At 71.6% G+C, this 20,162-nt stretch carries 17 protein-coding genes; 3 read left to right on the top strand and 14 right to left on the bottom strand.

Features of this window, described 5'->3' with window-relative positions:
• The first annotated feature begins 9 nt into the window (after window positions 1-9).
• Window positions 10-1,392, top strand: coding sequence for a serine/threonine-protein kinase (locus ACZ6YG_RS05780; RefSeq protein WP_466017320.1), 1,383 nt, complete (start codon window positions 10-12; stop codon window positions 1,390-1,392).
• Window positions 1,393-1,397: 5 nt separating this feature from the next.
• Here the strand turns inward: ACZ6YG_RS05780 and ACZ6YG_RS05775 are convergent, their stop codons facing one another.
• Genes ACZ6YG_RS05775 through ACZ6YG_RS05765 form a run of 3 tightly spaced genes read right to left on the bottom strand, consistent with a single transcriptional unit; the run spans window position 1,398 to window position 3,269 of the window.
• Window positions 1,398-2,327, bottom strand: a complete 930-nt coding sequence (locus ACZ6YG_RS05775; RefSeq protein WP_148032661.1) for an RluA family pseudouridine synthase — start codon at window positions 2,325-2,327, stop codon at window positions 1,398-1,400.
• Window positions 2,311-2,895, bottom strand: coding sequence for a signal peptidase II (locus tag ACZ6YG_RS05770; RefSeq protein ID WP_396990194.1), 585 nt, complete (start codon window positions 2,893-2,895; stop codon window positions 2,311-2,313). The genes ACZ6YG_RS05775 and ACZ6YG_RS05770 overlap by 17 nt, the downstream gene beginning before the upstream one ends.
• Window positions 2,868-3,269, bottom strand: a complete 402-nt coding sequence (locus ACZ6YG_RS05765) for a TraR/DksA family transcriptional regulator (protein WP_148032663.1) — start codon at window positions 3,267-3,269, stop codon at window positions 2,868-2,870. The genes ACZ6YG_RS05770 and ACZ6YG_RS05765 overlap by 28 nt, the downstream gene beginning before the upstream one ends.
• 466 nt (window positions 3,270-3,735) lie before the next feature.
• Between ACZ6YG_RS05765 and ileS the strand changes: the two genes are divergently transcribed.
• Window positions 3,736-6,885, top strand: a complete 3,150-nt coding sequence (gene ileS, locus ACZ6YG_RS05760) for an isoleucine--tRNA ligase (protein ID WP_466017319.1) — start codon at window positions 3,736-3,738, stop codon at window positions 6,883-6,885.
• A 50-nt stretch (window positions 6,886-6,935) separates the two neighbouring features.
• On the opposite strand, the gene ACZ6YG_RS05755 is transcribed toward ileS, so the two are convergent.
• Together ACZ6YG_RS05755 and ACZ6YG_RS05750 are read right to left on the bottom strand one after the other, a co-directional pair.
• Window positions 6,936-7,559, bottom strand: a complete 624-nt coding sequence (locus ACZ6YG_RS05755; protein WP_466017318.1) for an MBL fold metallo-hydrolase — start codon at window positions 7,557-7,559, stop codon at window positions 6,936-6,938.
• Between the two features lie 38 nt (window positions 7,560-7,597).
• The gene (locus ACZ6YG_RS05750; RefSeq protein WP_466017317.1) at window positions 7,598-8,494 is read right to left on the bottom strand and encodes a LysR family transcriptional regulator; all 897 of its coding nucleotides are present in this window, start codon (window positions 8,492-8,494) and stop codon (window positions 7,598-7,600) included.
• Window positions 8,495-8,693: 199 nt separating this feature from the next.
• On the opposite strand from ACZ6YG_RS05750, the gene ACZ6YG_RS05745 reads away from it, so the two are divergent.
• Complete coding sequence (locus tag ACZ6YG_RS05745) at window positions 8,694-9,755, top strand: SDR family oxidoreductase (protein ID WP_148034741.1); 1,062 nt, start codon at window positions 8,694-8,696, stop codon at window positions 9,753-9,755.
• 382 nt (window positions 9,756-10,137) lie between these two features.
• Here ACZ6YG_RS05745 and ACZ6YG_RS05740 read toward each other — a convergent pair whose 3' ends face one another.
• From ACZ6YG_RS05740 to murG, 9 genes are all read right to left on the bottom strand, one after another.
• The gene (locus ACZ6YG_RS05740; RefSeq protein ID WP_466017316.1) at window positions 10,138-12,174 is read right to left on the bottom strand and encodes a hypothetical protein; all 2,037 of its coding nucleotides are present in this window, start codon (window positions 12,172-12,174) and stop codon (window positions 10,138-10,140) included.
• An 82-nt stretch (window positions 12,175-12,256) separates the two neighbouring features.
• On the bottom strand, window positions 12,257-13,132 hold the full coding sequence (locus ACZ6YG_RS05735) for a DivIVA domain-containing protein (RefSeq protein WP_148032668.1): 876 nt from the start codon (window positions 13,130-13,132) through the stop codon (window positions 12,257-12,259).
• A 104-nt stretch (window positions 13,133-13,236) separates the two neighbouring features.
• Window positions 13,237-13,527 carry a YggT family protein gene (locus ACZ6YG_RS05730; RefSeq protein WP_148032669.1) on the bottom strand — a complete coding sequence of 97 codons (291 nt, stop codon included), beginning with the start codon at window positions 13,525-13,527 and terminating at the stop codon, window positions 13,237-13,239.
• Window positions 13,528-13,608: 81 nt separating this feature from the next.
• Window positions 13,609-14,109 carry a cell division protein SepF gene (locus tag ACZ6YG_RS05725; RefSeq protein WP_148032670.1) on the bottom strand — a complete coding sequence of 167 codons (501 nt, stop codon included), beginning with the start codon at window positions 14,107-14,109 and terminating at the stop codon, window positions 13,609-13,611.
• A gap of 138 nt (window positions 14,110-14,247) precedes the next feature.
• On the bottom strand, window positions 14,248-14,940 hold the full coding sequence (locus ACZ6YG_RS05720) for a YggS family pyridoxal phosphate-dependent enzyme (RefSeq protein WP_261808669.1): 693 nt from the start codon (window positions 14,938-14,940) through the stop codon (window positions 14,248-14,250).
• A 186-nt stretch (window positions 14,941-15,126) separates the two neighbouring features.
• The gene (gene ftsZ / locus ACZ6YG_RS05715; RefSeq protein WP_466017315.1) at window positions 15,127-16,632 is read right to left on the bottom strand and encodes a cell division protein FtsZ; all 1,506 of its coding nucleotides are present in this window, start codon (window positions 16,630-16,632) and stop codon (window positions 15,127-15,129) included.
• A gap of 367 nt (window positions 16,633-16,999) precedes the next feature.
• Window positions 17,000-17,662, bottom strand: a complete 663-nt coding sequence (locus tag ACZ6YG_RS05710) for a cell division protein FtsQ/DivIB (protein WP_466017314.1) — start codon at window positions 17,660-17,662, stop codon at window positions 17,000-17,002.
• 12 nt (window positions 17,663-17,674) lie between these two features.
• The gene (murC, locus tag ACZ6YG_RS05705; protein ID WP_148032674.1) at window positions 17,675-19,084 is read right to left on the bottom strand and encodes a UDP-N-acetylmuramate--L-alanine ligase; all 1,410 of its coding nucleotides are present in this window, start codon (window positions 19,082-19,084) and stop codon (window positions 17,675-17,677) included.
• Window positions 19,081-20,157, bottom strand: coding sequence for an undecaprenyldiphospho-muramoylpentapeptide beta-N-acetylglucosaminyltransferase (gene murG / locus ACZ6YG_RS05700; protein ID WP_466017313.1), 1,077 nt, complete (start codon window positions 20,155-20,157; stop codon window positions 19,081-19,083). Before murG ends, murC begins: the two co-directional genes overlap by 4 nt.
• Between the last annotated feature and the right edge of the window lie 5 nt (window positions 20,158-20,162).

Below are 20,162 nucleotides of genomic sequence, written 5' to 3'. Positions count from 1 at the left end.
TCGCCCCGCATGTCCGATTCTGTGGGGATTGTTGGGGGCCGTTACCGGCTGGTCAGGACGATCGGGCGTGGCGGCATGGGTACCGTCTGGCAGGCCCACGACGAGGTGCTCGGCAGGGACGTGGCCGTCAAGGAGGTCCTCCCGCCCCCTGATCTGACAGGACCGGAACGCGACCTGTTCACCGTGCGCACCTTCAGGGAGGCGCGCGCGGCCGGCCGGGTCGCGCACCCGTGCGTGGCCGCCGTGTACGACGTGCTGGAGGAGCACGGGCACCCGTGGATCGTCATGCAGCTCGTCCGGTCGCGGACGCTGGGCGAGCTGGTGCGCGAGAACGGGCCGATGCGGCCGGCCGAGGCCGCGAACGTCGGGCTGCAGCTGCTGGAAGCGCTGCGCGCGGCGCACGCGGCCGGGGTGCTGCACCGGGACGTCAAGCCGGACAACGTGCTGCTGACGGATGACGGCAGGGCGGTGCTGACCGATTTCGGCATCGCCACCACCGAGGACGAGGCGCCGGTCACCAGGACCGGGATCCTGATCGGCACCCCCGCCTTCATGGCTCCCGAGCGGGCGGCGGGCGGCCCCGCCGAGACGGCCTCGGACCTGTGGTCGCTGGGCGTGACCCTGTACGTGGCGGTCGAGGGCCATTCGCCCTTCCACCGGTCGAACGCGCTGGCCACGCTGGGCGCGGTCATGCACGCCGAGCCCGCCCCGCTGTCGCGGGCGGGCGTGCTGGGGCCGGTGCTGCTGGGGCTGCTGAGGAAGAACCCGGCCGACCGGATGACGGTGGACGAGGCGGAGCAACGCCTGACCGCGATCATCAGGGGCATCGGGCCGGAGCCGACCGGGCCGGTGCCGATCGCGGAGGTGACCGGCGGCGACGCGGCGGCGATCGCGTCGGCGGCGCGGACGCTGCCCGGCAGGCGCAGGCAGCCGCTGCTCGCCCTGGGCCTCGGCGCGCTGGTCACGGCCCTGGTCACGGGCGGCGCGGCGTGGTGGTCGCACCGGCCGCCCGAGACGTCGGGCCCGCCGGCCGTGGTGCACACGCCGCAGCAGACCGCGACCGTCTCCGGCCCGCCGCCCAGCACCGGGTCCAAGGACGGCGACGGGCGCGAGGCCGGGGACCCGCCCGGCCGCTCCGACGCCCGCCGTGACGACTCACCGCCCGCCACGTACGAGACATCGCGCCCCGACCGGGACTCTGGCCCCGACCGCCGCGCCCAGAGGCGGGCCGACCCCACGCCCGAGGAGAGGCCCACCAGGTCGGCCGCGCCCACCCGATCCGCGGAACCGGAGCCGGAGCCGGAACCCGAGCCGGACGAGGACGAGCCCGGCGAGGTGGAGCCTTCGCGCGGCGGCGGCGCCCAGGCCGAGCACTGGCACGCCTGGGAGTAGGTCGGTCAGGACTCGGCGCGTACCAGGTCCAGCGCCTTCTGCAGGTCCTCGGGATAGTCGGTGCCGAACGACATCCACTCCCCCGTCGACGGGTGCTCGAAGGCGAGCGAGACCGCGTGCAGCCACTGGCGGGTGATGCCCAGCCGGGCGGCGAGCGTCGGGTCGGCGCCGTACAGCATGTCGCCCACGCACGGGTGACGCAGCGCGGACATGTGGACCCTGATCTGGTGGGTCCGGCCGGTCTCCAGGTTGATGTCGAGCAGCGACGCCGCCCGGAACGCCTCGATGGTGTCGTAGTGGGTGACGGACGGCTTGCCGCCCGCGACCACCGCGAACCTGCCGTCGCCCGACGGGTGGCGGTCGATGGGGGCGTCGACCGTGCCCCTGAACGGGTCGGGGTGGCCCTGCACCAGCGCGTGGTAGCGCTTGTCGACGGTGCGCTCCTTGAAGGCGCGCTTGAGGTGGGAGTAGGCGTGCTCGCTCTTGGCGACGGCCATCGCGCCCGTGGTGTTGGCGTCGAGCCGGTGCACGATGCCCTGCCGCTCGGCGGCGCCGCTGGTGGCGATCGTGTGGCCGGCGCCGAGCAGCCCGCCGATCACGGTGGGGCCGGTCCAGCCCACGGTCGGGTGGGCGGCCACCCCGATGGGCTTGTTGACCACGATGATGTCGTCGTCCTCGTAGACCACCCGCATGCCGGGCACCGGCTCGGCGACCGGCATCGGCGTGACGACCGGCGGCGGGAGCGTCACGTCCAGCCAGGATCCGCCGCGCACGCGGTCGGACTTGGCCGGTTGCCTGCCGTCGACCATCACCTCCCCGGCGGCGATCAGCTCGGCCGCGCGGGTGCGCGAGAATCCGAACAGCCGGGAGAGCGCGGCGTCGAGCCGCTCTCCCTCCAGCCCGTCGGGCACGGGCAGGCTACGCTGCTCGGCCACTCTTGCCCTCCCTCGTTCCGTCGATCTGGTAGCCGCGCCAGGCCAGGATCACCGCCAGGATGCCGCCGCACACGATGGCCGAGTCGGCCACGTTGAACACCGGGAAGTAGTCGATGACCGGGAAGTTGCCCGGCAGCACCTCGACGAAGTCGACCACGTGCCCCTGCAGCTGGGTCGGCCGGCCGAAGCCGGACGGGTAGCGCAGCAGCCGGTCGGTGAGGTTGCCGAGCGCCCCGCCGAGCAGCAGCCCCAGTGTGATCGCCCACGGCATGCTCACCAGCTTGCGCGCGGTGCGGATGATGGCGGCGACCACACCGGCGGCGATCAGGGTGAAGATGAACGTCATCCCGGTGCCGATGCTGAAGGCGGCTCCGGAGTTGAAGATCACCCTGAACTGGAGGACGCCGGGGATCACCACCAGCGGCGGCTCCCCCTCCAGCGCCTCCAGCACCACGGTCTTGGTGACGAGGTCGGCCACGTAGATGACGGCCGCGAGTGAGGTGAGGACGGCGAGGACCCGGCCCCGCCGTCCGCCCGCCGCTACCGGCGTTCCTCCCTCTGCTTGCACGTCACGCACAGCGTCGCCCTCGGGAACGCCTGAAGGCGTTCCTTGCCGATCGGCTTGTGGCACGATTCGCACACTCCATAGGTCCCTGCGTCGATCCTGGCGATCGCACGTTCGTTCTGCGCGACCAGGTCGCGTGCATTCAGGGTAAGGGCGATCTCGCGTTCCCGCTCATACGTCTTGGCGCCGGCGTCCGCCGTATCGTCGCCGGCGCCCTGGGTGACGTCTCCGGACGCGATCTCGCTCTCGTGGCGCAGGATGTCCGCGTTCAGCTCGTCTATCTCGGTTCGCAGGCTGCCGCGTACCTCGGCCAGCTCCTCGTCCGACCACATCGACGGGGTCGCGGTCTGCGTGACTGCCGCCATGGTTGCCTCCATGCTGTTGGGCGATGCCGATCTCGGGCTGGTCAAGGCCGTGATTGGTGCGGGCAGCCTAGGTTCCTCATAACGGAACGGCAAACGACCCGCCGGACGGATTACCCCTCCCGTACTATCCCGCCTCGCCCTTCTAACTCCTGCCCAGGCGACTCCATTCCCACAAATTTGTCACTTCCAGGACTTCTCCCCCTTGCCTGGTGCGCAGCCTCGAAACCCGGAAGCTTCCGTCTCCGCTCTGCGTTATGGTGTGAACCTGCAAGGCGTTGATGGGGCCCTCTCGCGAGGGGCATCACCCCGGAGCCGCCGGAAGAACGGCTCGATCGAGCTCACTAGACCCGGCAGCAGCCAGAAAGAAGAGGGTCTCACCGAGCGTGAGGCCAAGAAGGGTGGTACCGCGGGGCCCGTCGGCCTCGTCCCTTCACGCAACCTGTCTGCAGATCAGAGACGCGTGGAGGTCCCGCCCGACATGTCTTCGCCACCGTTCCGCTCCCTTCCCGCGCAGGTCGACCTGCCCGCGCTTGAGCGTGAGGTCCTGGACCGCTGGCGCGATGGGAAGATCTTCGAGCGCTCCGTCCAGCAGAACGAGGGCAACCCCGCGTGGGTGTTCTACGAGGGCCCGCCCACCGCCAACGGCCTGCCCGGCGTCCACCACGTCGAGGCCCGCGTCTTCAAGGACATCTTCCCCCGCTACAAGTCGATGCGCGGCTTCAGCGTGCCGCGCAAGGCCGGCTGGGACTGCCACGGCCTGCCGGTCGAGGTCGGCGTGGAGAAGGAGCTCGGCCTCTCCGGCAAGCGTGACATCGAGTCCTACGGCATCGCCGAGTTCAACGCCCGCTGCCGCGAGTCCGTGCTGCGGCACGTCGACGCGTTCGAGCAGCTCACCGAGCGGATGGGCTACTGGATCGACCTGTCGACCGCCTACCGGACGATGGACCCCGACTACGTCGAGGCCGTCTGGTGGTCGCTGAAGGTCATCTTCGACAAGGGGCTGCTGTTCCGCGACTTCCGGATCACGCCCTACTGCCCGCGCTGCGGCACCGGCCTGTCCGACCACGAGCTGGGCCAGCCGGGCGGCTACGAGACCGTGACCAGCCCGTCGGTGTTCGTGCGGATGCCGGTCACCTCAGGGCCGCTGGCCGAGCTGGGCGCCAAGCTGCTCATCTGGACGACCACGCCGTGGACGCTGGTGTCCAACACGGCCGTGGCGGTCCACCCCGACGTGACCTACGTCGCCGCCCGCACCGGCGACGGCGAGGTGCTGGTGGTGGCCGAGCCGCTGCTGGCCGCGGTGCTGGGCGACGACGTCACCGAGGTGGCCCGCTTCACCGGCCGCGAGCTGGAGCGCACCCCGTACGAGCGCCCGTTCGAGCTGGTCGACATCCCCGGCGCCCACTACGTGGTGCTCGGCGACTACGTGACCGTCGAGGACGGCACCGGCCTGGTCCACCAGGCGCCCGCGTTCGGCGCCGACGACCTGGCGGTGACCAAGAAGTACGCGATGCCGGTGGTCAACCCGATCGGCCCCGACGGTCGCTTCCTGGACGACGTGCCCATGGTGGGCGGGGTGTTCTTCAAGGACGCCGACGAGCGGCTCACCGACGACCTGCGCGAGCGCGGGCTGCTGTTCCGCGGCGGCCACTTCGACCACAGCTACCCCCACTGCTGGCGCTGCCACACGCCGCTGCTCTACTACGCGCTGCCGTCGTGGTACATCCGCACCACCGCGGTCAAGGACCAGATGCTGGAGGAGAACTCCAAGACCAACTGGTTCCCCGACACGATCAAGTGGGGCCGCTACGGCGAGTGGCTGCGCAACAACGTCGACTGGTCGCTGTCGCGCTCCCGCTACTGGGGCACGCCGCTGCCGCTCTGGGTCTGCTCGGCCGACGAGTCCCACGTGACCTGCGTCGGCTCGCTGGCGGAGCTGGGCGAGCTGGCGGGCCGGAACCTCTCGTCGCTCGACCCGCACCGGCCGTTCGTCGACGACGTGACCTTCCCCTGCCCGTCCTGCTCGGCCGAGGCGCGCCGGGTGCCCGACGTGATCGACGCCTGGTACGACTCGGGCTCGATGCCGTTCGCCCAGTGGGGCGAGGCGGGCAAGCCCGAGGGCGTCTACCCGGCGCAGTTCATCTGCGAGGCGACCGACCAGACGCGCGGGTGGTTCTACTCGCTGATGGCCGTGGGCACGCTCGTGTTCGGGCAGTCCTCGTACGAGAACGTGCTCTGCCTCGGGCTCATCCTGGCCGAGGACGGCCGCAAGATGAGCAAGCACCTGGGCAACGTGCTGGAGCCGATGCCGCTGATGGACCAGCACGGCGCCGACGCGCTGCGCTGGTTCATGGCCTGTGCGGGCTCGCCGTGGTCGGCCCGCCGGGTGGGGCACGGCGCGCTGGAGGAGATCGTCCGCAAGGTCCTGCTGACCTACTGGAACACCGCCTCCTTCTTCACGCTCTACGCCAACGCCGAGGAGTGGTCGCCGGCCGATCTGGCCTCGGCGCCGCCCGCGGCCGAGCGGCCGCTGCTCGACCGGTGGGCGCTGGCCGAGCTGCACCGCACGGTCGCCGAGGTGACGGCCGCACTCGACGTGTACGACACGCAGCGGGCCGGGCGCAGGCTGGCCGACTTCCTGGACGACCTGTCCAACTGGTACGTGCGCCGCTCGCGCCGCCGGTTCTGGCAGGGGTCGCGGGAGGCCTTCGCCACCCTGTACGAGTGCCTGGAGACGGTGACCCGGCTGATGTCGCCGCTCACGCCGTTCGTCACCGACTACCTGTGGGACGTCCTGCGCGCCGAGGACCAGCCGTCCTCGGTCCACCTGACCTCCTGGCCGGCGGTGCGCGAGGAGCTGCTGAACCCGGCGCTTTCGGAGCAGATGGCGCTGGTGCGGCGGCTGGTGGAGCTGGGCCGCTCGGCCCGCGCCTCCTCCGGCGTGAAGACCCGCCAGCCGCTGCGCCGCGCCCTGGTGGGGGCGCACGGCTGGCCGGCGCTGCCGGGCGAGCTGCGCGGCCTGGTCGCGGACGAGCTGAACGTCCAGGCGCTGGAGGACATGTCGGGCTTCAGCGCCGACCTGGTCTCCTACACGGTCAAGCCGAACTTCCGGGCGCTGGGCAAGCGGTTCGGGTCGCAGACCAAGCTGGTGGCCGCCGCGGTCGGCGCCGCCGACGCCGCGTCGGTGGCGCGCACGCTCCGCTCCGGCGCGACGGTGACGCTGGCGGCGGGCGAGCTGGGCGAGGTGACGCTCGGCCCGGACGAGGTGATCGTCACCGAGCAGCCGCGCTCCGGCTGGGCGGTGGAGACCGGCGCGTTCGACACCGGCACCGGCGAGACGGTGGCGCTCGACCTGGAGCTGACCGACGAGCTGCGCCGGGCCGGGCTGCTGCGCGAGGTGATCCGCCTGGTGCAGGAGGCCCGCAAGGCGACGGGCCTGTCGATCACCGACCGGATCTCCCTCTGGTGGCGCTCGTCCGACCCCGACCTGGCCGAGGCGCTGCGCGCGGGCGCCCAGGTCGTCGCCGACGAGGTGCTGGCCACGTCGGTCACGGAAGGCGACGAGCCGGGCCTCCCGGAACACACCGACGCCGATCTCGGCCTCACCTTCCGGCTCCGCCGCGCCTGACGGTGCAGGACCCAGTCCGGCGGGGAAGGCGTCCTTCCCCGCCGGGCCCGTCATATCTCGGCGGAGCCGCCGACGGGCAGCCGCCGGAACTCGGCGGCGGCCCGCTCCCCCTCGCCGGCGAGCACGCCGTCGAGGACCTTGAGGCCCCACTCGTTGAGCAGCCCGTCGTGGATCGCGTACGCGCGCCGCGGCCGTACCGCCCGCAGGTAGCGGATCAGGTCGGGCACCGTCATCCACGGCGCCTGGCCCGGCACCAGCAGCGTCGGCACCTCCACGACGGTCAGCGCGTCGCCCGGGTGCAACACCTCCCCGTCCACCAGGAACCCCACGTTGTCGACCGGCGGCACGTCGGGATGGCTGACGTGGTGCTTCTCCCCCAGGACCGCCACCCGGAACCCGGCCACGTCCAGCACGTCGCCGTCCTTGACCACCCGCACCCGGTCCCCGAGCTCCGTCAGGTGCCGCGCCACCCCCGGACAGGTGTACACGGGCAGGTCGGGACGCTCACGCAGCCGCTCGGGGGCGAAATGGTCGAAGTGCTCGTGCGTGATCAGCACCGCCTCGGCGCCCTCCAGCGCCTCGGGCTCGGGCGTCATCACCCCCGGGTCGATGACCAGGGCCCGGGAGCCCTTCTCCAGCCGTACGCAGGCGTGACCGTACTTGGTGATCCTCATCGACCCATCCTGGCGCCCTTTCACCCTGGTCGCGTCCGCTACCAGGGGCGGGCCAGCCGCTCGCGCGTGGTGTCGAGCAGCAGATCGAGAAAGGCGGCGCAGAGGGCGTCGGGAGCGGCGCGGGTGTAGGCGGTGAGCTCGCGGGTCACCCGGGGCACCGGCTTGAGCGTGTGGCCGTCGTAGCCGGCCGGCACCACATTGGCGGGGATCAGCGCGGGCCCGAGCCCCGCGGCGGCCAGGATCGGCGCGGACGCCGTCTGCTCGGCCCTGACGGCGATCTTCGGCTGGAAACCCGCCGCGGCGCAGGCGCGGTCGAGGATGTCGGCGAGGCCGTTGCCGGGCGCGTAGTGGACCCAGCGCCGCTCCCGCAACTCCTCCAGGCGGGCCTCGGCCGCCTGCCGGCCGGCCAGCGGGTCGTCCCGCGAGACGGCGATGACGAACTCCTCCTCGCCGAGGGTGTGCACCGGCCCGGCCCAGCCGTGCGGGCGGGGGCCGATGGCCAGGTCGGCCTGCCCGCCGGCCATCGCCTGGGCGAGCTCGTCGGCGTGCCGGTGCTCGAACAGCCGCACGTCGACGCCCGGATGGCGGCGGCTCCAGACCCGCAGCGCGGCGGGCAGGACGCCCAGGCTGACCGAGTAGACGGCCGCCAGCCGCAGCTCACCCGCGCTGAGCCCGGCGGCCCGGCGCACCGCGGACACCGCACCGGCCGCGTCGGCCAGCGCGGCCCGCGCGTGGGGCAGCATGGCCCGCCCGGCCGGGGTGAGGGTGACGCCGCGCGGCGACCTTTCGAGCAGCGCGGCCCCGATCGCCCGCTCCAGCGCCTGCACCTGGTGGGACAGGGCGGGCTGCGTGACGTGCAGGAGCTCGGCGGCGCGCGTGAAGGACCCTTCGTCCACGACCGTGACCAGGTATTCGAGCTGCCGCAAGCTGATCATGCACAGAACTTATCAGGACGATAGAAACTATGAGTTGGCCCTATAGAGGACACTCGCCCCAGACTTGTACCGGACAGGCGGAATGGGCCCATGACGGCACCGACGCGGCGGCCGGCTCACACCCAGCGCGAGCACGGCCTGGGGCCGCTGCTCCGAAAGGCCGCCAAGGGCGGCGACACCATCATGAAGAGGAGAAAAGATGAACAGCGTCCAGCGGAAGGTCGCCCTCGTCGTCGGCGCCCAAGGGGTGATCGGCCGCAACCTGGTCGAGCATCTCGACGCCCTCGGCGACTGGGAGGTGATCGGGCTCTCGCGTCGCGGTGGCGAGACCACCGGCCGGGTCCGCCAGGTCTCCGTCGACCTGCTCGACCGGGACGACACCGCCAAGAAGCTCAGCGGGCTCACCGAGGTGACCCACGTCTTCTACGCCGCCTACCAGGACCGCCCGACGTGGGCCGAACTCGTGCCGCCCAACCTGGCGATGCTGGTCAACGTGGTCGACGCGATCGAGCCGGTGGCGCCCGGTCTGACCCATGTCAGCCTCATGCAGGGCTACAAGGTGTACGGGGCGCACCTGGGTCCCTTCAAGACCCCGGCCCGCGAGTCCGACCCGGGCCACATGCCGCCGGAGTTCAACGTCGACCAGCAGGCGTTCCTGGAGAGGCGGCAGCGAGGGGCGGGCTGGACGTGGAGCGCGCTCCGCCCGTCGGTCGTGTGCGGATTCGCCCTGGGCAACCCGATGAACCTGGCCATGGTGATCGCCGTCTACGCGGCCGTCTCCAAGGAACTCGGCCTGCCCCTGCGCTTCCCCGGTCGCCCGGGCGCCTACGACAAGCTGCTGGAGATGACCGACGCCGGCCTGCTGGCCAAGGCCACCGTCTGGGCGGCGACGGACCCGCGCTGCGCCAACCAGGCGTTCAACATCAACAACGGCGACCTCTTCCGCTGGAACGAGATGTGGCCGAAGATCGCCCGCTTCTTCGACCTGGAGGTGGCCGATCCGCTGCCCATGTCACTCCAGGTGGTCATGGCGGACAAGGAGCCGCTCTGGCGTGAGATGACCGGGAAGTACGGGCTCGAACCGCACTCCTACGAGGAGGTGTCGTCGTGGGCGTTCGGCGACGCCGTCTTCTCCTGGGACTACGACGTGATCGCCGACGGCTCCAAGGCCCGCCGCTTCGGCTTCCACGAGTTCGTCGACACGGAGAAGATGTTCCTCGACATCCTCACTGACCTCCGCACCCGCAAGATCATCCCCTGACCCGACGAGTCCCGCAGGATCCCCCCCGAGCCAACCAGTCCCGCAGGATCATCCCCGAGCCAACCAGTCCCGCAGGATCACCCCCCAGCCGACCAGTCCCGCAGGATCACCCCCCAAGCCGACCAGTCCAGCAGGATCACCCCTGAGCAGTCGGTTCCAGATCACCCCCGACCGATCCCGCAGGATCACCCCGGAGCCAACCTGTCCCGCAGATCACCCCCAGCCGACCGGTCCCGCAGGATCGGCTCTGCCAGTTCAAGGCCCGCACAGCGCCGCGCCGTCCGGACTCCCCCGACACGGGCACTGCGCGGACAACGCCCCGACTCACTCCGGGGCACCCCGTCGGAGCGGTCCGGACCGTTGTCGCGGGGATGACCTACAGTCAGCTGACGGTCTCGTGAGCGTGCTGGCAGACGGAGCAGGGGGTCAGACCCGCGGCCTCCGCCTGGTTGCGGGTCATGGTCTCCACACCCGAGTCACCCGCCCCCTTGATCAGCGGGCAGGCGGTGCTGTGGTAGCGGCGGGTGCCGACGATGACCTTGACCATGCCGGACCCCTTGGCCCCACTGTCACCGTTCGCCGCCTCGGCAGGCTCTTGGTCGCGCGCATCGTCGACGTCCGAACTGTCACCTGGCGCGGTCCTGCCGTTCTCCGCCTTGTCTTCGGACGGACGGGTGTCACGAGAAGCAGCGCCCTTGGGCAACGGCCCCTGAGCCTTGGCGGACTCGGCCGACGACGGCGGCCGCTGCGCCCCAGCCGGGGACGCGGGCTCGAACAGGGAACGCGTCCTGACAGTCTTCTCCGTCGCGGAAGCCGACTCCCCCTCGGAGGAACCCGCTACGGACGAGTCGCCTCCGCCCTTCTCACGTGACACGCCCTTCTCACCCGCGTCGTCCCGAGACGCCCCCCGATCACCCTTGGCGGAACCACCCACAGCCGAGGCAGCAGGCTTCTTCTCCCGAGACTCGGCCCGATCATCCCGGCCGGCACCGGTCACAGACGAGGCACCGCTCCCGGACTTAGGAGACGCAGCCCGATCACCCTTCACAGAGCCACCGCTCCCGGACTTCTCCTCACGGGGCGTGGCCTGGTCCCCTCTCGCCGACGGGGTGCCGCCCGTGGCGGGATCCCCCGTACCGGAGGGCTTCCCCTGTGCGGGCCGGTCACCCGAGCCCTCACGGGAGCCCGACGCGGGCGCGGGAGGCACTGGCGTGCCGGCGGCGGTCACGCGGGGTTGCGGGCGGGTGTCAGGCCCGGAGTCCGGCTCGTCCGCCCGCGCGGAAGCCGCGTACGGACGCTTGCCCTGCTCCTGGGACGACCGGCCCGCACTCTGGGCACCACGACCGGGCCCTTGCGGCGAGGAGCCGGATTCCGACGCCGGACGACCCGGCTCGTGCGGGGACCGGGAACCGCTCCCGGGCTCCGGGTCGTCGCGCTCCGCCGGCGGACGGTCCTGCCTGGACGGGCGGCTCTCCGCGGAGGGACTGGAAAGACGACCTTCGAACGAGCGGCTCTCCGCAGACGGACCGGAAGGACGACCTTCGAACGAGCGGCTCTCCGCAGACGGGCCAGAAGGACGACCTCCGGACGAGCGGCTCTCCGCGGACGGACCGGAAGGACGACCTCCGGACGAGCGGCCGCGCTGCTGGACGGGGCGGGTCTGCTCGGCGGTGGGGGCGCCGGGACGGGAACCCTCGGGCTCCGGCGCGGCGGCGGCGGACGGCTCGCCCTTGCCCGCGGGCGGCGGCGCGTCCTCGGTGGTGCGGCCGAACCAGCCCGCTTCGGCGGGCGAGGCGGCGGACTCCTGAGCGGGGGTGGCGGGCTCCGGCGGAAGCACCGGCGGCCGGAGGTCGCGGGTCGGCTCGGAGGGGTCGGCGAGGCTCTCAGCGGGGACCGCGGGCGCCGAGTCGTCGGCTGGGGGCAGTTGCCGCCCGCCGAGCGCGGCGTCGGGCAGGCAGGCGGTGCAGGGCGTGAAGCCCTCTTCGCGAGCCTCCTCGTAGGTGAGCTCCTCGTGATCCCGCCCGGCCAGCTGGCGGCAGCCTCGGACGTGGTACCGCTTGCGCCCGGGGATCACCAGCACGATCGCGTCGGGGGAGATCCCCCCGGCCGCGGGCCGGTGCGGCGTGGGGACGCCGGGCGCGGGCGACGGCACGGTCGCCGTCCGCGGGTAGGGCTGCGGACGGGACGGCGGCGCGCCCATGGGGCCGGTCTGGGCGTACGGCGGGACGCCGGGAGGCACGAGCCCTGCCGGCGGAGGAGGGGTGGCCGGCATCGCGGCCTGCCCACCACCGGGAAACAGCTCGTGACGCCGCAGCAGCGCTCCGATCACGAGGAACAGCGCGGACAGCACGCTGACCACGATGGACCACATGATCAGGAACGGCTTTGCCAGTACGAAGCCCGCGATCAGCAGAATCACTGCCGCGAGCACCAAACCAGCACTGATAAGGATCACTAGGGGCTCTTTCGAGTGACGGGTCCTTGGTGTGACCCGCTACACCTTACCGGCGCTCGTTGTGGGGACCGTCGCTGCCGGGGAAGGCGCCCTGCGGGGCCTCGCCGCCGAACGGGTTGGGGTTGCCGGGCAGAGGCTGCTGACCGCCCTGGGGCACGGCGTGCGACATGGCCGGCGCGCCGGAGGGACCGCCCGACATGACCGGGAACCCGCCGCTGCCCTCCGCTGAGACGTTCAGCTCGGCGAGCTGGTTCTCCAGGTAGAGCTTGAGGCGGCTGCGGTACTCGCGCTCGAAGCTGCGCAGCTCCTCGACCTTGCGCTCGAGCTCGTCGCGGGTCTGGACGAGGGAGCCCATCGCCTGGCGGTGCCGCTCCTGGGCGTCGCGCTCGAGCGTCTCGGCGCGGGCGCGGGCGTCGCCGATGACCTGCTCGGCCTGGCGGCGGGCCTTGGTGAGGATCTCGTCGGCCTCGCGGCGGGCGCGGGTCACGGTCTCGTCCGCCTCCCGGCGGGCGTCGGCGATCGCCTGGTCGGCCGTCTGCTGGGCGAGGGCGAGCACGCGGGCGGCGGTGTCCATGTTGTCTTCGGCGGGCGGCATGTTCATGCCCACCGGGACCGGCTGCGGCTGCTGATGCTGCGGCGGCTCCGGCGCGCGCATGGGCTCCGGCTGGGGCGGCGCCATCATCTCAGGCTTGGGCTGCTCCTGCACGGGCGCGGAGGCCATGGGCATGTTCATGCCACCAGGCACTTTGCCGCGCATGCACTCGGAAAGCTTGGCACGCAGCTCTTCGTTCTCTTGGATCAAGCGGTCAAGCTCAGCCTCGACTTCGTCGAGGAAGGCGTCGACCTCTTCCTCGTCGTAGCCCGGTCGGAGCCGGGTGGTACTGAACTGCTTGTTCCGCACATCAGCGGGCGTAAGCGGCATTTTGGTCTCCTTGGCGCGCTTGGAGTCTGTCCGGAGGGACGGTCACCCGAATCACTTCAGCGCGGACACGAGTTGGATCATGACCGGGTGCCCTGCAGACCTCGTCACGGACCGAACGATCCTACGACGTTGATCAAGATCAACACGACGATGAAGAGGACTGTGAAGCTTAGGTCAAAGGCCACCGTACCCAACCGCAGTGGGGGAATGAAACGGCGGAGGAACTTGAGAGGCGGGTCGGTCGCGGTGTACGTGACCTCCGCCAGCACGAGCACGACCCCGGTGGGCCGCCACGAGCGGGCGAACGCCTGCACCGTCTCGAAGATCATCCTGCCGATGAGAAGCACCAGGTAGAGAGACAGGACTACGACCAAGATCTGGCTGACTATCCCCACGGTCCGGCCGCGCCTCCACTTCTGATGTACTCCCCCGGTCTCGGCGAGACCCGGTTGAGTCCGATTGACATACAGAGCACTCTAACTCTGGTTGAAGAACCCGCGTTCCGCGATTCGAGCCTTGTCCTCGGCGGTCACCTCGACATTGGCAGGGGACAACAGGAACACCTTGTTGGTAACACGTTCAATGCTTCCATGTAGGCCAAAGACCAGACCTGCCGCGAAATCGACGAGCCGTTTTGCGTCGCTGTCGACCATCTCAGTCAGGTTCATGATGACGGGGGTGCCGTCACGGAAGTGCTCGCCGATGGTTCGGGCTTCATTGTACGTGCGGGGATGCAGGGTGGTGATCCGGGCCAGGTCGGTGGTACGGCGCTCAAGGACAGTGGTGGCCGGCCTGGGGGCGGGAACGGACGGATCGGTGTCCTCCTCCCGGTCCTGGACCGTGACAGGCCGGTCCTCGCCCGCGCGCTGGACGTCGTCCTCGTACGGGTAGTCGTCGGGGTAGGTCTCGTACCTCTCGTAGCGGTCGTCCTCCACGAGACCGAGGTAGACCGCCATCTTGCGCATCGCGCCGGCCATCGCTAAGTCGTCCTCCTGCTCATGGTCGCACTCGCTCGGGCCTGTCGCCGGGTCCGAGGCGGTAGCCGTACCCCCTTGGAGCTCACCGCTGATCGACCTCTACCGGATCATGGGCCTGAAGACCCACTTGAGGGGACATTACCTGACGAAGAGCTTCCGACGGCCGAGCAACGCCGTACCGACCCGCACGTGTGTCGCGCCGTGGGCGATGGCCTCCGTCAGATCGTCGCTCATCCCCGCGGAAATCATCGTGGCACGTGGGTGCCTCTCCTGTACGGCCACCGCGACATCACGCAGCCTCGCGAACGCCTTGGCCGGATCCTCGCCCAGCGGCGCCACCGCCATGACCCCGCCGAGCCGCAGACCGGGAGCGCCGGCGATCAGGTCGGCCAGCGCCGGCACGTCGGCCAGAACGGCGCCGCCGCGCCCCGGGTCGTCGTCGAGCGCCACCTGCACCAGGCAGCAGACCTCCCTGCCCCGCTTGACGGCCTCCCCGCTGATCGCCCTCGCCAGCCGGGGCCGGTCCACCGAGTGGATCACGTCGGCGTACCCCACCACCGAGCGGACCTTGTTCGTCTGCAACTGACCGACGAAGTGCCAGGTCAGCGGCAGGTCGGCGCACTCGCGCGCCTTCGGCGCGGCCTCCTGGTCGCGGTTCTCGCCCACGTCGCGCAGGCCCAGCCCGGCCAGGATCCGCACGTCGTCGGCCGGGTACGTCTTGGTCACGGCGATCAGCGTCACCTCGTCCCGGTCCCGCCCCGCCGCCCGGCACGCCTCGGCGATCCGCTCGTCCACCTCGGCCACGCGCGAGGCGATCTCTTCCTTCCGCACGCCTCTCCTTCCTGTCAGCCCATTCTCCCCCGCACACCACGCACCCGCCTGAGGGGAGGACCCCCGGGACGCCCCGGCGCCCCGCCTTCCACCGGCAGCCCCGCGAACGGGGCCTGACATGGCGGCGCCGCTCCCGTACCGCGTCACGGGTGCGGAAGCGGAGGGAGCGGCGGCCGGGTGGAACGGTTACTTGAGGAAGTCGGGGACGTCGAGTTCCTCCTCCTGCTCCTCGAAGACCACCGGACGACGTTTGCCGGGCTCCGACATGCGGGAGGTGATGGGCGTGGGCGGATTGGCAGGCTCCGGAGCGGGGCGCGGGATCGACACCGGACCGGAAGGCCCGTCAGCCGGCGTCTCGTCGGCGGAGGAGGCCGGGGCGGGGTCCTGGACGCTCTCCGCCGGACGCACCGGCTCGGGGCGGGGCTCCGGGCGCGGCTCGGTGCGTGGTTCCGTACGGGGTTCCTGGCGGAAGTCCGTGCGGGGCTCCGGCCTGAAGTCGGAGCGCGGCTCGGGACGGGGCTCGGGACGCGACTCCTGGCGGAAGTCGGAGCGCGGCTCCTGGCGGAAGTCCGTACGGGGCTCCGGCCTGAAGTCGGAGCGCGCCTCGGGGCGCGCGGGCTCCGGCTTGGGCGGCGTCGGCGCGCTGGAGCGCAGCCCGGACGGCGGCACGCTGGAGGCGGCGCCGGTGCCGCTCGCGGCGGTGGCGGGGCGGGTCTGCGGGCGCGGCGCCTGCTTGTCGTTCTGCGGCACGTCGTCGAACCCGGCGGCGATCACGGTGACCCGCACCTCGTCGCCCAGCGCGTCGTCGATGACCGTGCCGAAGATGATGTTGGCGTCGGGCGCGGCCGCCATGGACACGAGCTGCGCCGCCTCGTTGATCTCGAACAGGCCGAGGTCGGAGCCGCCCGCGATCGACAGCAGCACGCCGTGGGCGCCGTCGATGCTGGCCTCCAGCAGCGGGCTGGAGACGGCCATCTCGGCGGCGGCCACCGAGCGGTCGTCGCCGCGCGCGTGGCCGATGCCCATGAGCGCCGAGCCGGCGCCGGACATGACGGACTTCACGTCGGCGAAGTCGAGGTTGATCAGACCGGGCGTGGTGATCAGGTCGGTGATGCCCTGCACACCGGAGAGCAGCACCTGGTCGGCGGCCTTGAACGCGTCGAGGACGCTGACCTGCCGGTCGGAGATCGACAGCAGCCGGTCGTTGGGGATCACGATGAGGGTGTCGACCTCGTCGCGCAGCGTCTCGATGCCGGCCTCGGCCTGCATGGCCCGGCGGCGGCCCTCGAAGCTGAACGGCCGGGTGACCACGCCTATGGTCAGGGCGCCCAGGGAGCGCGCGATGTTGGCCACGACGGGGGCGCCGCCCGTGCCGGTGCCGCCGCCCTCACCCGCCGTGACGAAGACCATGTCGGCCCCCTTGAGGACCTCCTCGATCTCCTCGCGGTGGTCTTCGGCCGCCTTGCGCCCCACGTCGGGGTTGGCCCCCGCGCCGAGGCCGCGCGTGAGCTCGCGGCCCACGTCCAGTTTGACGTCGGCGTCACTCATCAGCAGCGCCTGGGCGTCGGTGTTTATCGCGATGAACTCGACGCCCTTGAGTCCCTCTTCGATCATCCGGTTGACGGCGTTGACTCCGCCGCCGCCGATGCCGACGACCTTGATGACCGCGAGGTAGTTCTGCGGTGCTGCCACGACGAGGGGCCTTTCCGCTCGTTGACTTGCCATTTCGGTGCGGATTGTCTCCGCGTCTTGTCAGTTCGGGTAACTCTCAACCTCAAGTTGAGATTTAGATTTATGTCAACCTGAGGATTGATACGGACAGTAGGAGTTACGCTCCGGGCGGGTCAACTAACCGCGCCGCAAGCACGTCCGGCGTGTCGCGGGCTGTCCGTTTCGCTCTGACGTCTTGCCTGGTCGGGTACTCCCTGCCGCTCTACCCGATCTACAGGCTCTCACGTCGCGCCTGCTGCCCGGCACAGGCTCGGCGACACGCCTGACGGGAAGTCGCCGTGTTTCCCGGGTACGCGCGATGCTTCGCGGCGTCTTATCCGGAATTGGATCACTTGAGGGTCACCACGTCCGGAGAGCTCACGTCGTACACCTCGGCCCTGCGCTTCAACAGGCTCCGCAGGATGCGCGCCTTGGCCTCGGGCCGGTCGGTGCCGCCCCAGACGACGGTGCGCCCGTCGGACAGGCCCAGGGTGACGTCCTCCCCCGTCGTGGCGCTGACCTGGCGAACCCGCCCCGAGATGCTCGCCGGCAGGCCGCGCACCACGTCCAGCGCCGCCATGGTGGCGGGGTCGCCGACGGCCGGACTGGCCACCTTCAGCACCGGCAGCATGGGCGGCGCCACGTCGCGCAACTCGATGACCGCCCCGGTCTTGTCGATGACGGCGATCTTGTCTCCGGCCGGGATCTGCGCGACCGGCTCCCGCTCGACCACCTCTATGCGGAGCGTGGCGGGCCAGACGCGGTCGACCTTCGCGGAGGCGACCTGACGGATGCCGCGGACCCGGTCCTCGACCTGCGCCAGATCGACGGTGGCGAGCGGGTGCAGATCGGGCACCGCCGCGGCTTTCCTCACCACATCGGGCGCTAGTGTGACATTTCCCACGATCTCCACCGTCCGGACTCCGAGCACCGGCGAGAAGAACACCAGCCACGCCGCCGTGCCCACCACGCCGGCGGTGAGCAGGACCAGGAAGACCTTGCGAGCGGTCACCGCGCCCCCGGCTCAGCGCGACAGGGCCGCGACGATCCGCGGCCCCAGCTCGGTGACGTCTCCGGCGCCCATGGTGAGCACGAGGTCGCCCGGCCTGGCGCGGCCCGCGACGAAGTCGGCCACCGCCGACCGGTCCGGCACGTACGCCACCCGCTCGGCGGGCAGCGGGACCAGACCGGCCACCAGGGCCCCGGACACGCCCGGCTCGGGATCCTCGCGGGCGCCGTACACGTCCAGCACGATCGCCTCGTCGGCCAGCCCGAGCGCGGTGCCGAACTCGTCGGCGAAGAACCGGGTGCGCGAGTAGAGGTGCGGCTGGAAGATCGCGATGACCCGGCCGTCGCCGGAGTAGGAGGCGACCACGTCGCGCGCCGCTCTGAGGTCGGCGGCCAGCTCGGTCGGGTGATGGGCGTAGCTGTCGAACACCACGACCCCGCCGGCCTCGCCCTTGGCCTCGAAGCGCCGCTTGGCCCCGGTGAAGGCCGCCAGCCCGTCTCTGATCTCCTCGAACGGCAGGCCCAGCTCGTCGGCCACGGCGATCACCGCGGTGGCGTTGAGCGCGTTGTGCGCCCCGGGGACGGCCAGCCGCACCTCGCCCTTGCTCGCGCCCGGCCCCTCGACGGTGAAGACGGTGCCGAACCCGTCGGGCCTGACCCCGGAGATCCGGTAGTCGGCGGCGGTCCCGTACGTCACCACGCGCTTGCCGCGGCGGCGGGCCACCTCGGCCACCTCGGCCGCGCCCGGGTCGTCGGCGCAGACCACGAGGAGCTCGCCGACCCGGTCGACGAACCGCGCGAAGCTGTCGTGGACGGCGCGCGGGTCGCCGTAGTTGTCGAGATGGTCGGCCTCCACGTTGGTGACCACGGCGATCTCCGGGGCCAGCATGAGGAACGAGCCGTCGCTCTCGTCGGCCTCGGCCACGAACACCTGGCCCGAGCCCTCGTCGGCGCCCAGGCCCGTCGTGACGAGCTGGCCGCCCACGCAGTAGGACGGGTCGGCGCCGCACTTCTGCAGGGCGACGGTGAGCATCGAGGTGGTGGTGGTCTTGCCGTGGGTGCCGGCGATCGCCACGCCGGTGCGGCCGGACATCACGGCGGCGAGCGCGGCGGCCCGCGGGATGACCCGCAGCCGCTGCTTGAGCGCCTCGCCCAGCTCGGGGTTGGAGTCGCGGATGGCGGTGGACACGACCACCGTGTCGACGTCCTTGATGTGCGAGGCGGCGTGGCCGATGTGCACGGTGGCGCCCAGCTCGCGCAGCTCGGTGACCAGCTCGCCGCTGCGGGCGTCGCTCCCGGACACGCGCACGCCGCGCTTGAGAAGGATGCGCGCGATGCCGGACATGCCCGCACCGCCGATGCCGATGAAGTGGACCCTGCCCAGTTCTTCCGCGGCGACGGGATCGACCAGCTTGACGAGACTCATCGGACTATCTCCAACACTTTCCTGGCGAGCGTGACGTCCGCGTCCTTCATGCCCAGCGCCGAGGCCGCCTCTGACATGACGGCGACCCGTTCGGGGTCGTGGAGAAGGGGCAGCACGTGATCAATGATCCAATCAGATGACAGTTCGGCGTCGTCCACCAGCATGCCGCCCGCGCCCGCCGTGACGCGCTCGGCGTTCATCCGCTGCTCGCCGTTGCCGTGCGGCAGCGGCACGTACGCGGCGGGCAGGCCGACGGCGGTGAGCTCGGCGCAGGTGAGCGCGCCGCTGCGGCACAGCGCCATGTCGGCGGCCGCGTAGGCGAGGTCCATCCGGTCGAGGTACGGCAGCAGGACGTACTGAGGGTCGCCGGGCGGCGGCTCGTGCTCGACGGTGTTCTTGGCGCCGACCACGTGCAGCACCTGCACGCCCGCGGCGCGCAGGGCGGGCGCGGCCGCCAGCGCGGCGTCGTTGATCGACCTGGCGCCCTGGGAGCCGCCGAACACCAGCAGCGTCGGCCGGTCGGTCTGCAGCCCGAACCAGGAGCGGGCCCTGTCGCCCATGGACAGCCGGTCGAGCTCGACGATCTGGCGGCGCAGCGGGGTGCCGATGTATTCGGCCTTGGCGATCGAGGCGTCGGGGAAGCCGGTGAAGACGTGGTCGGTGAGCTTGGCGCCGAGCCGGTTGGCCAGGCCGGGCTTCGGGTTGGCCTCGTGGACCACGATCGGCAGGCCGCGCCGCTTGGCGGCGAGGTAGGCGGGGGTGGCGACGTAGCCGCCGAAACCGACCAGGATGTCGGCCCGCGTCCGGTCGAGGACGGCGGCGACCGCGTTGACCGCCCCGGCGAGGCGGCCGGGGACGGTCAGCAGCTGCGGCGTGAGCGCCCTGGGCAGCGGCACGGCCGGCACCAGCTCCAGCTCGTAGCCCCTGGCCGGGACGAGACGGGTCTCCAGCCCCCGCTCGGTGCCCACGCAGGTGACGCCGATGCTCGCGTCGAGGCGGCGCAGCGCGTCGGCCAGGGCGAGCGCCGGCTCGATGTGCCCGGCCGTCCCGCCACCGGCGAGGACCACCCTCATGTCGG

The sequence above is a fragment of the Nonomuraea sp. NPDC054003 genome, from assembly GCF_055585125.1.
The sequence above is the reverse complement of the archived record's forward strand: the minus strand, read 5'-3'. Positions and strand labels throughout refer to the sequence as shown.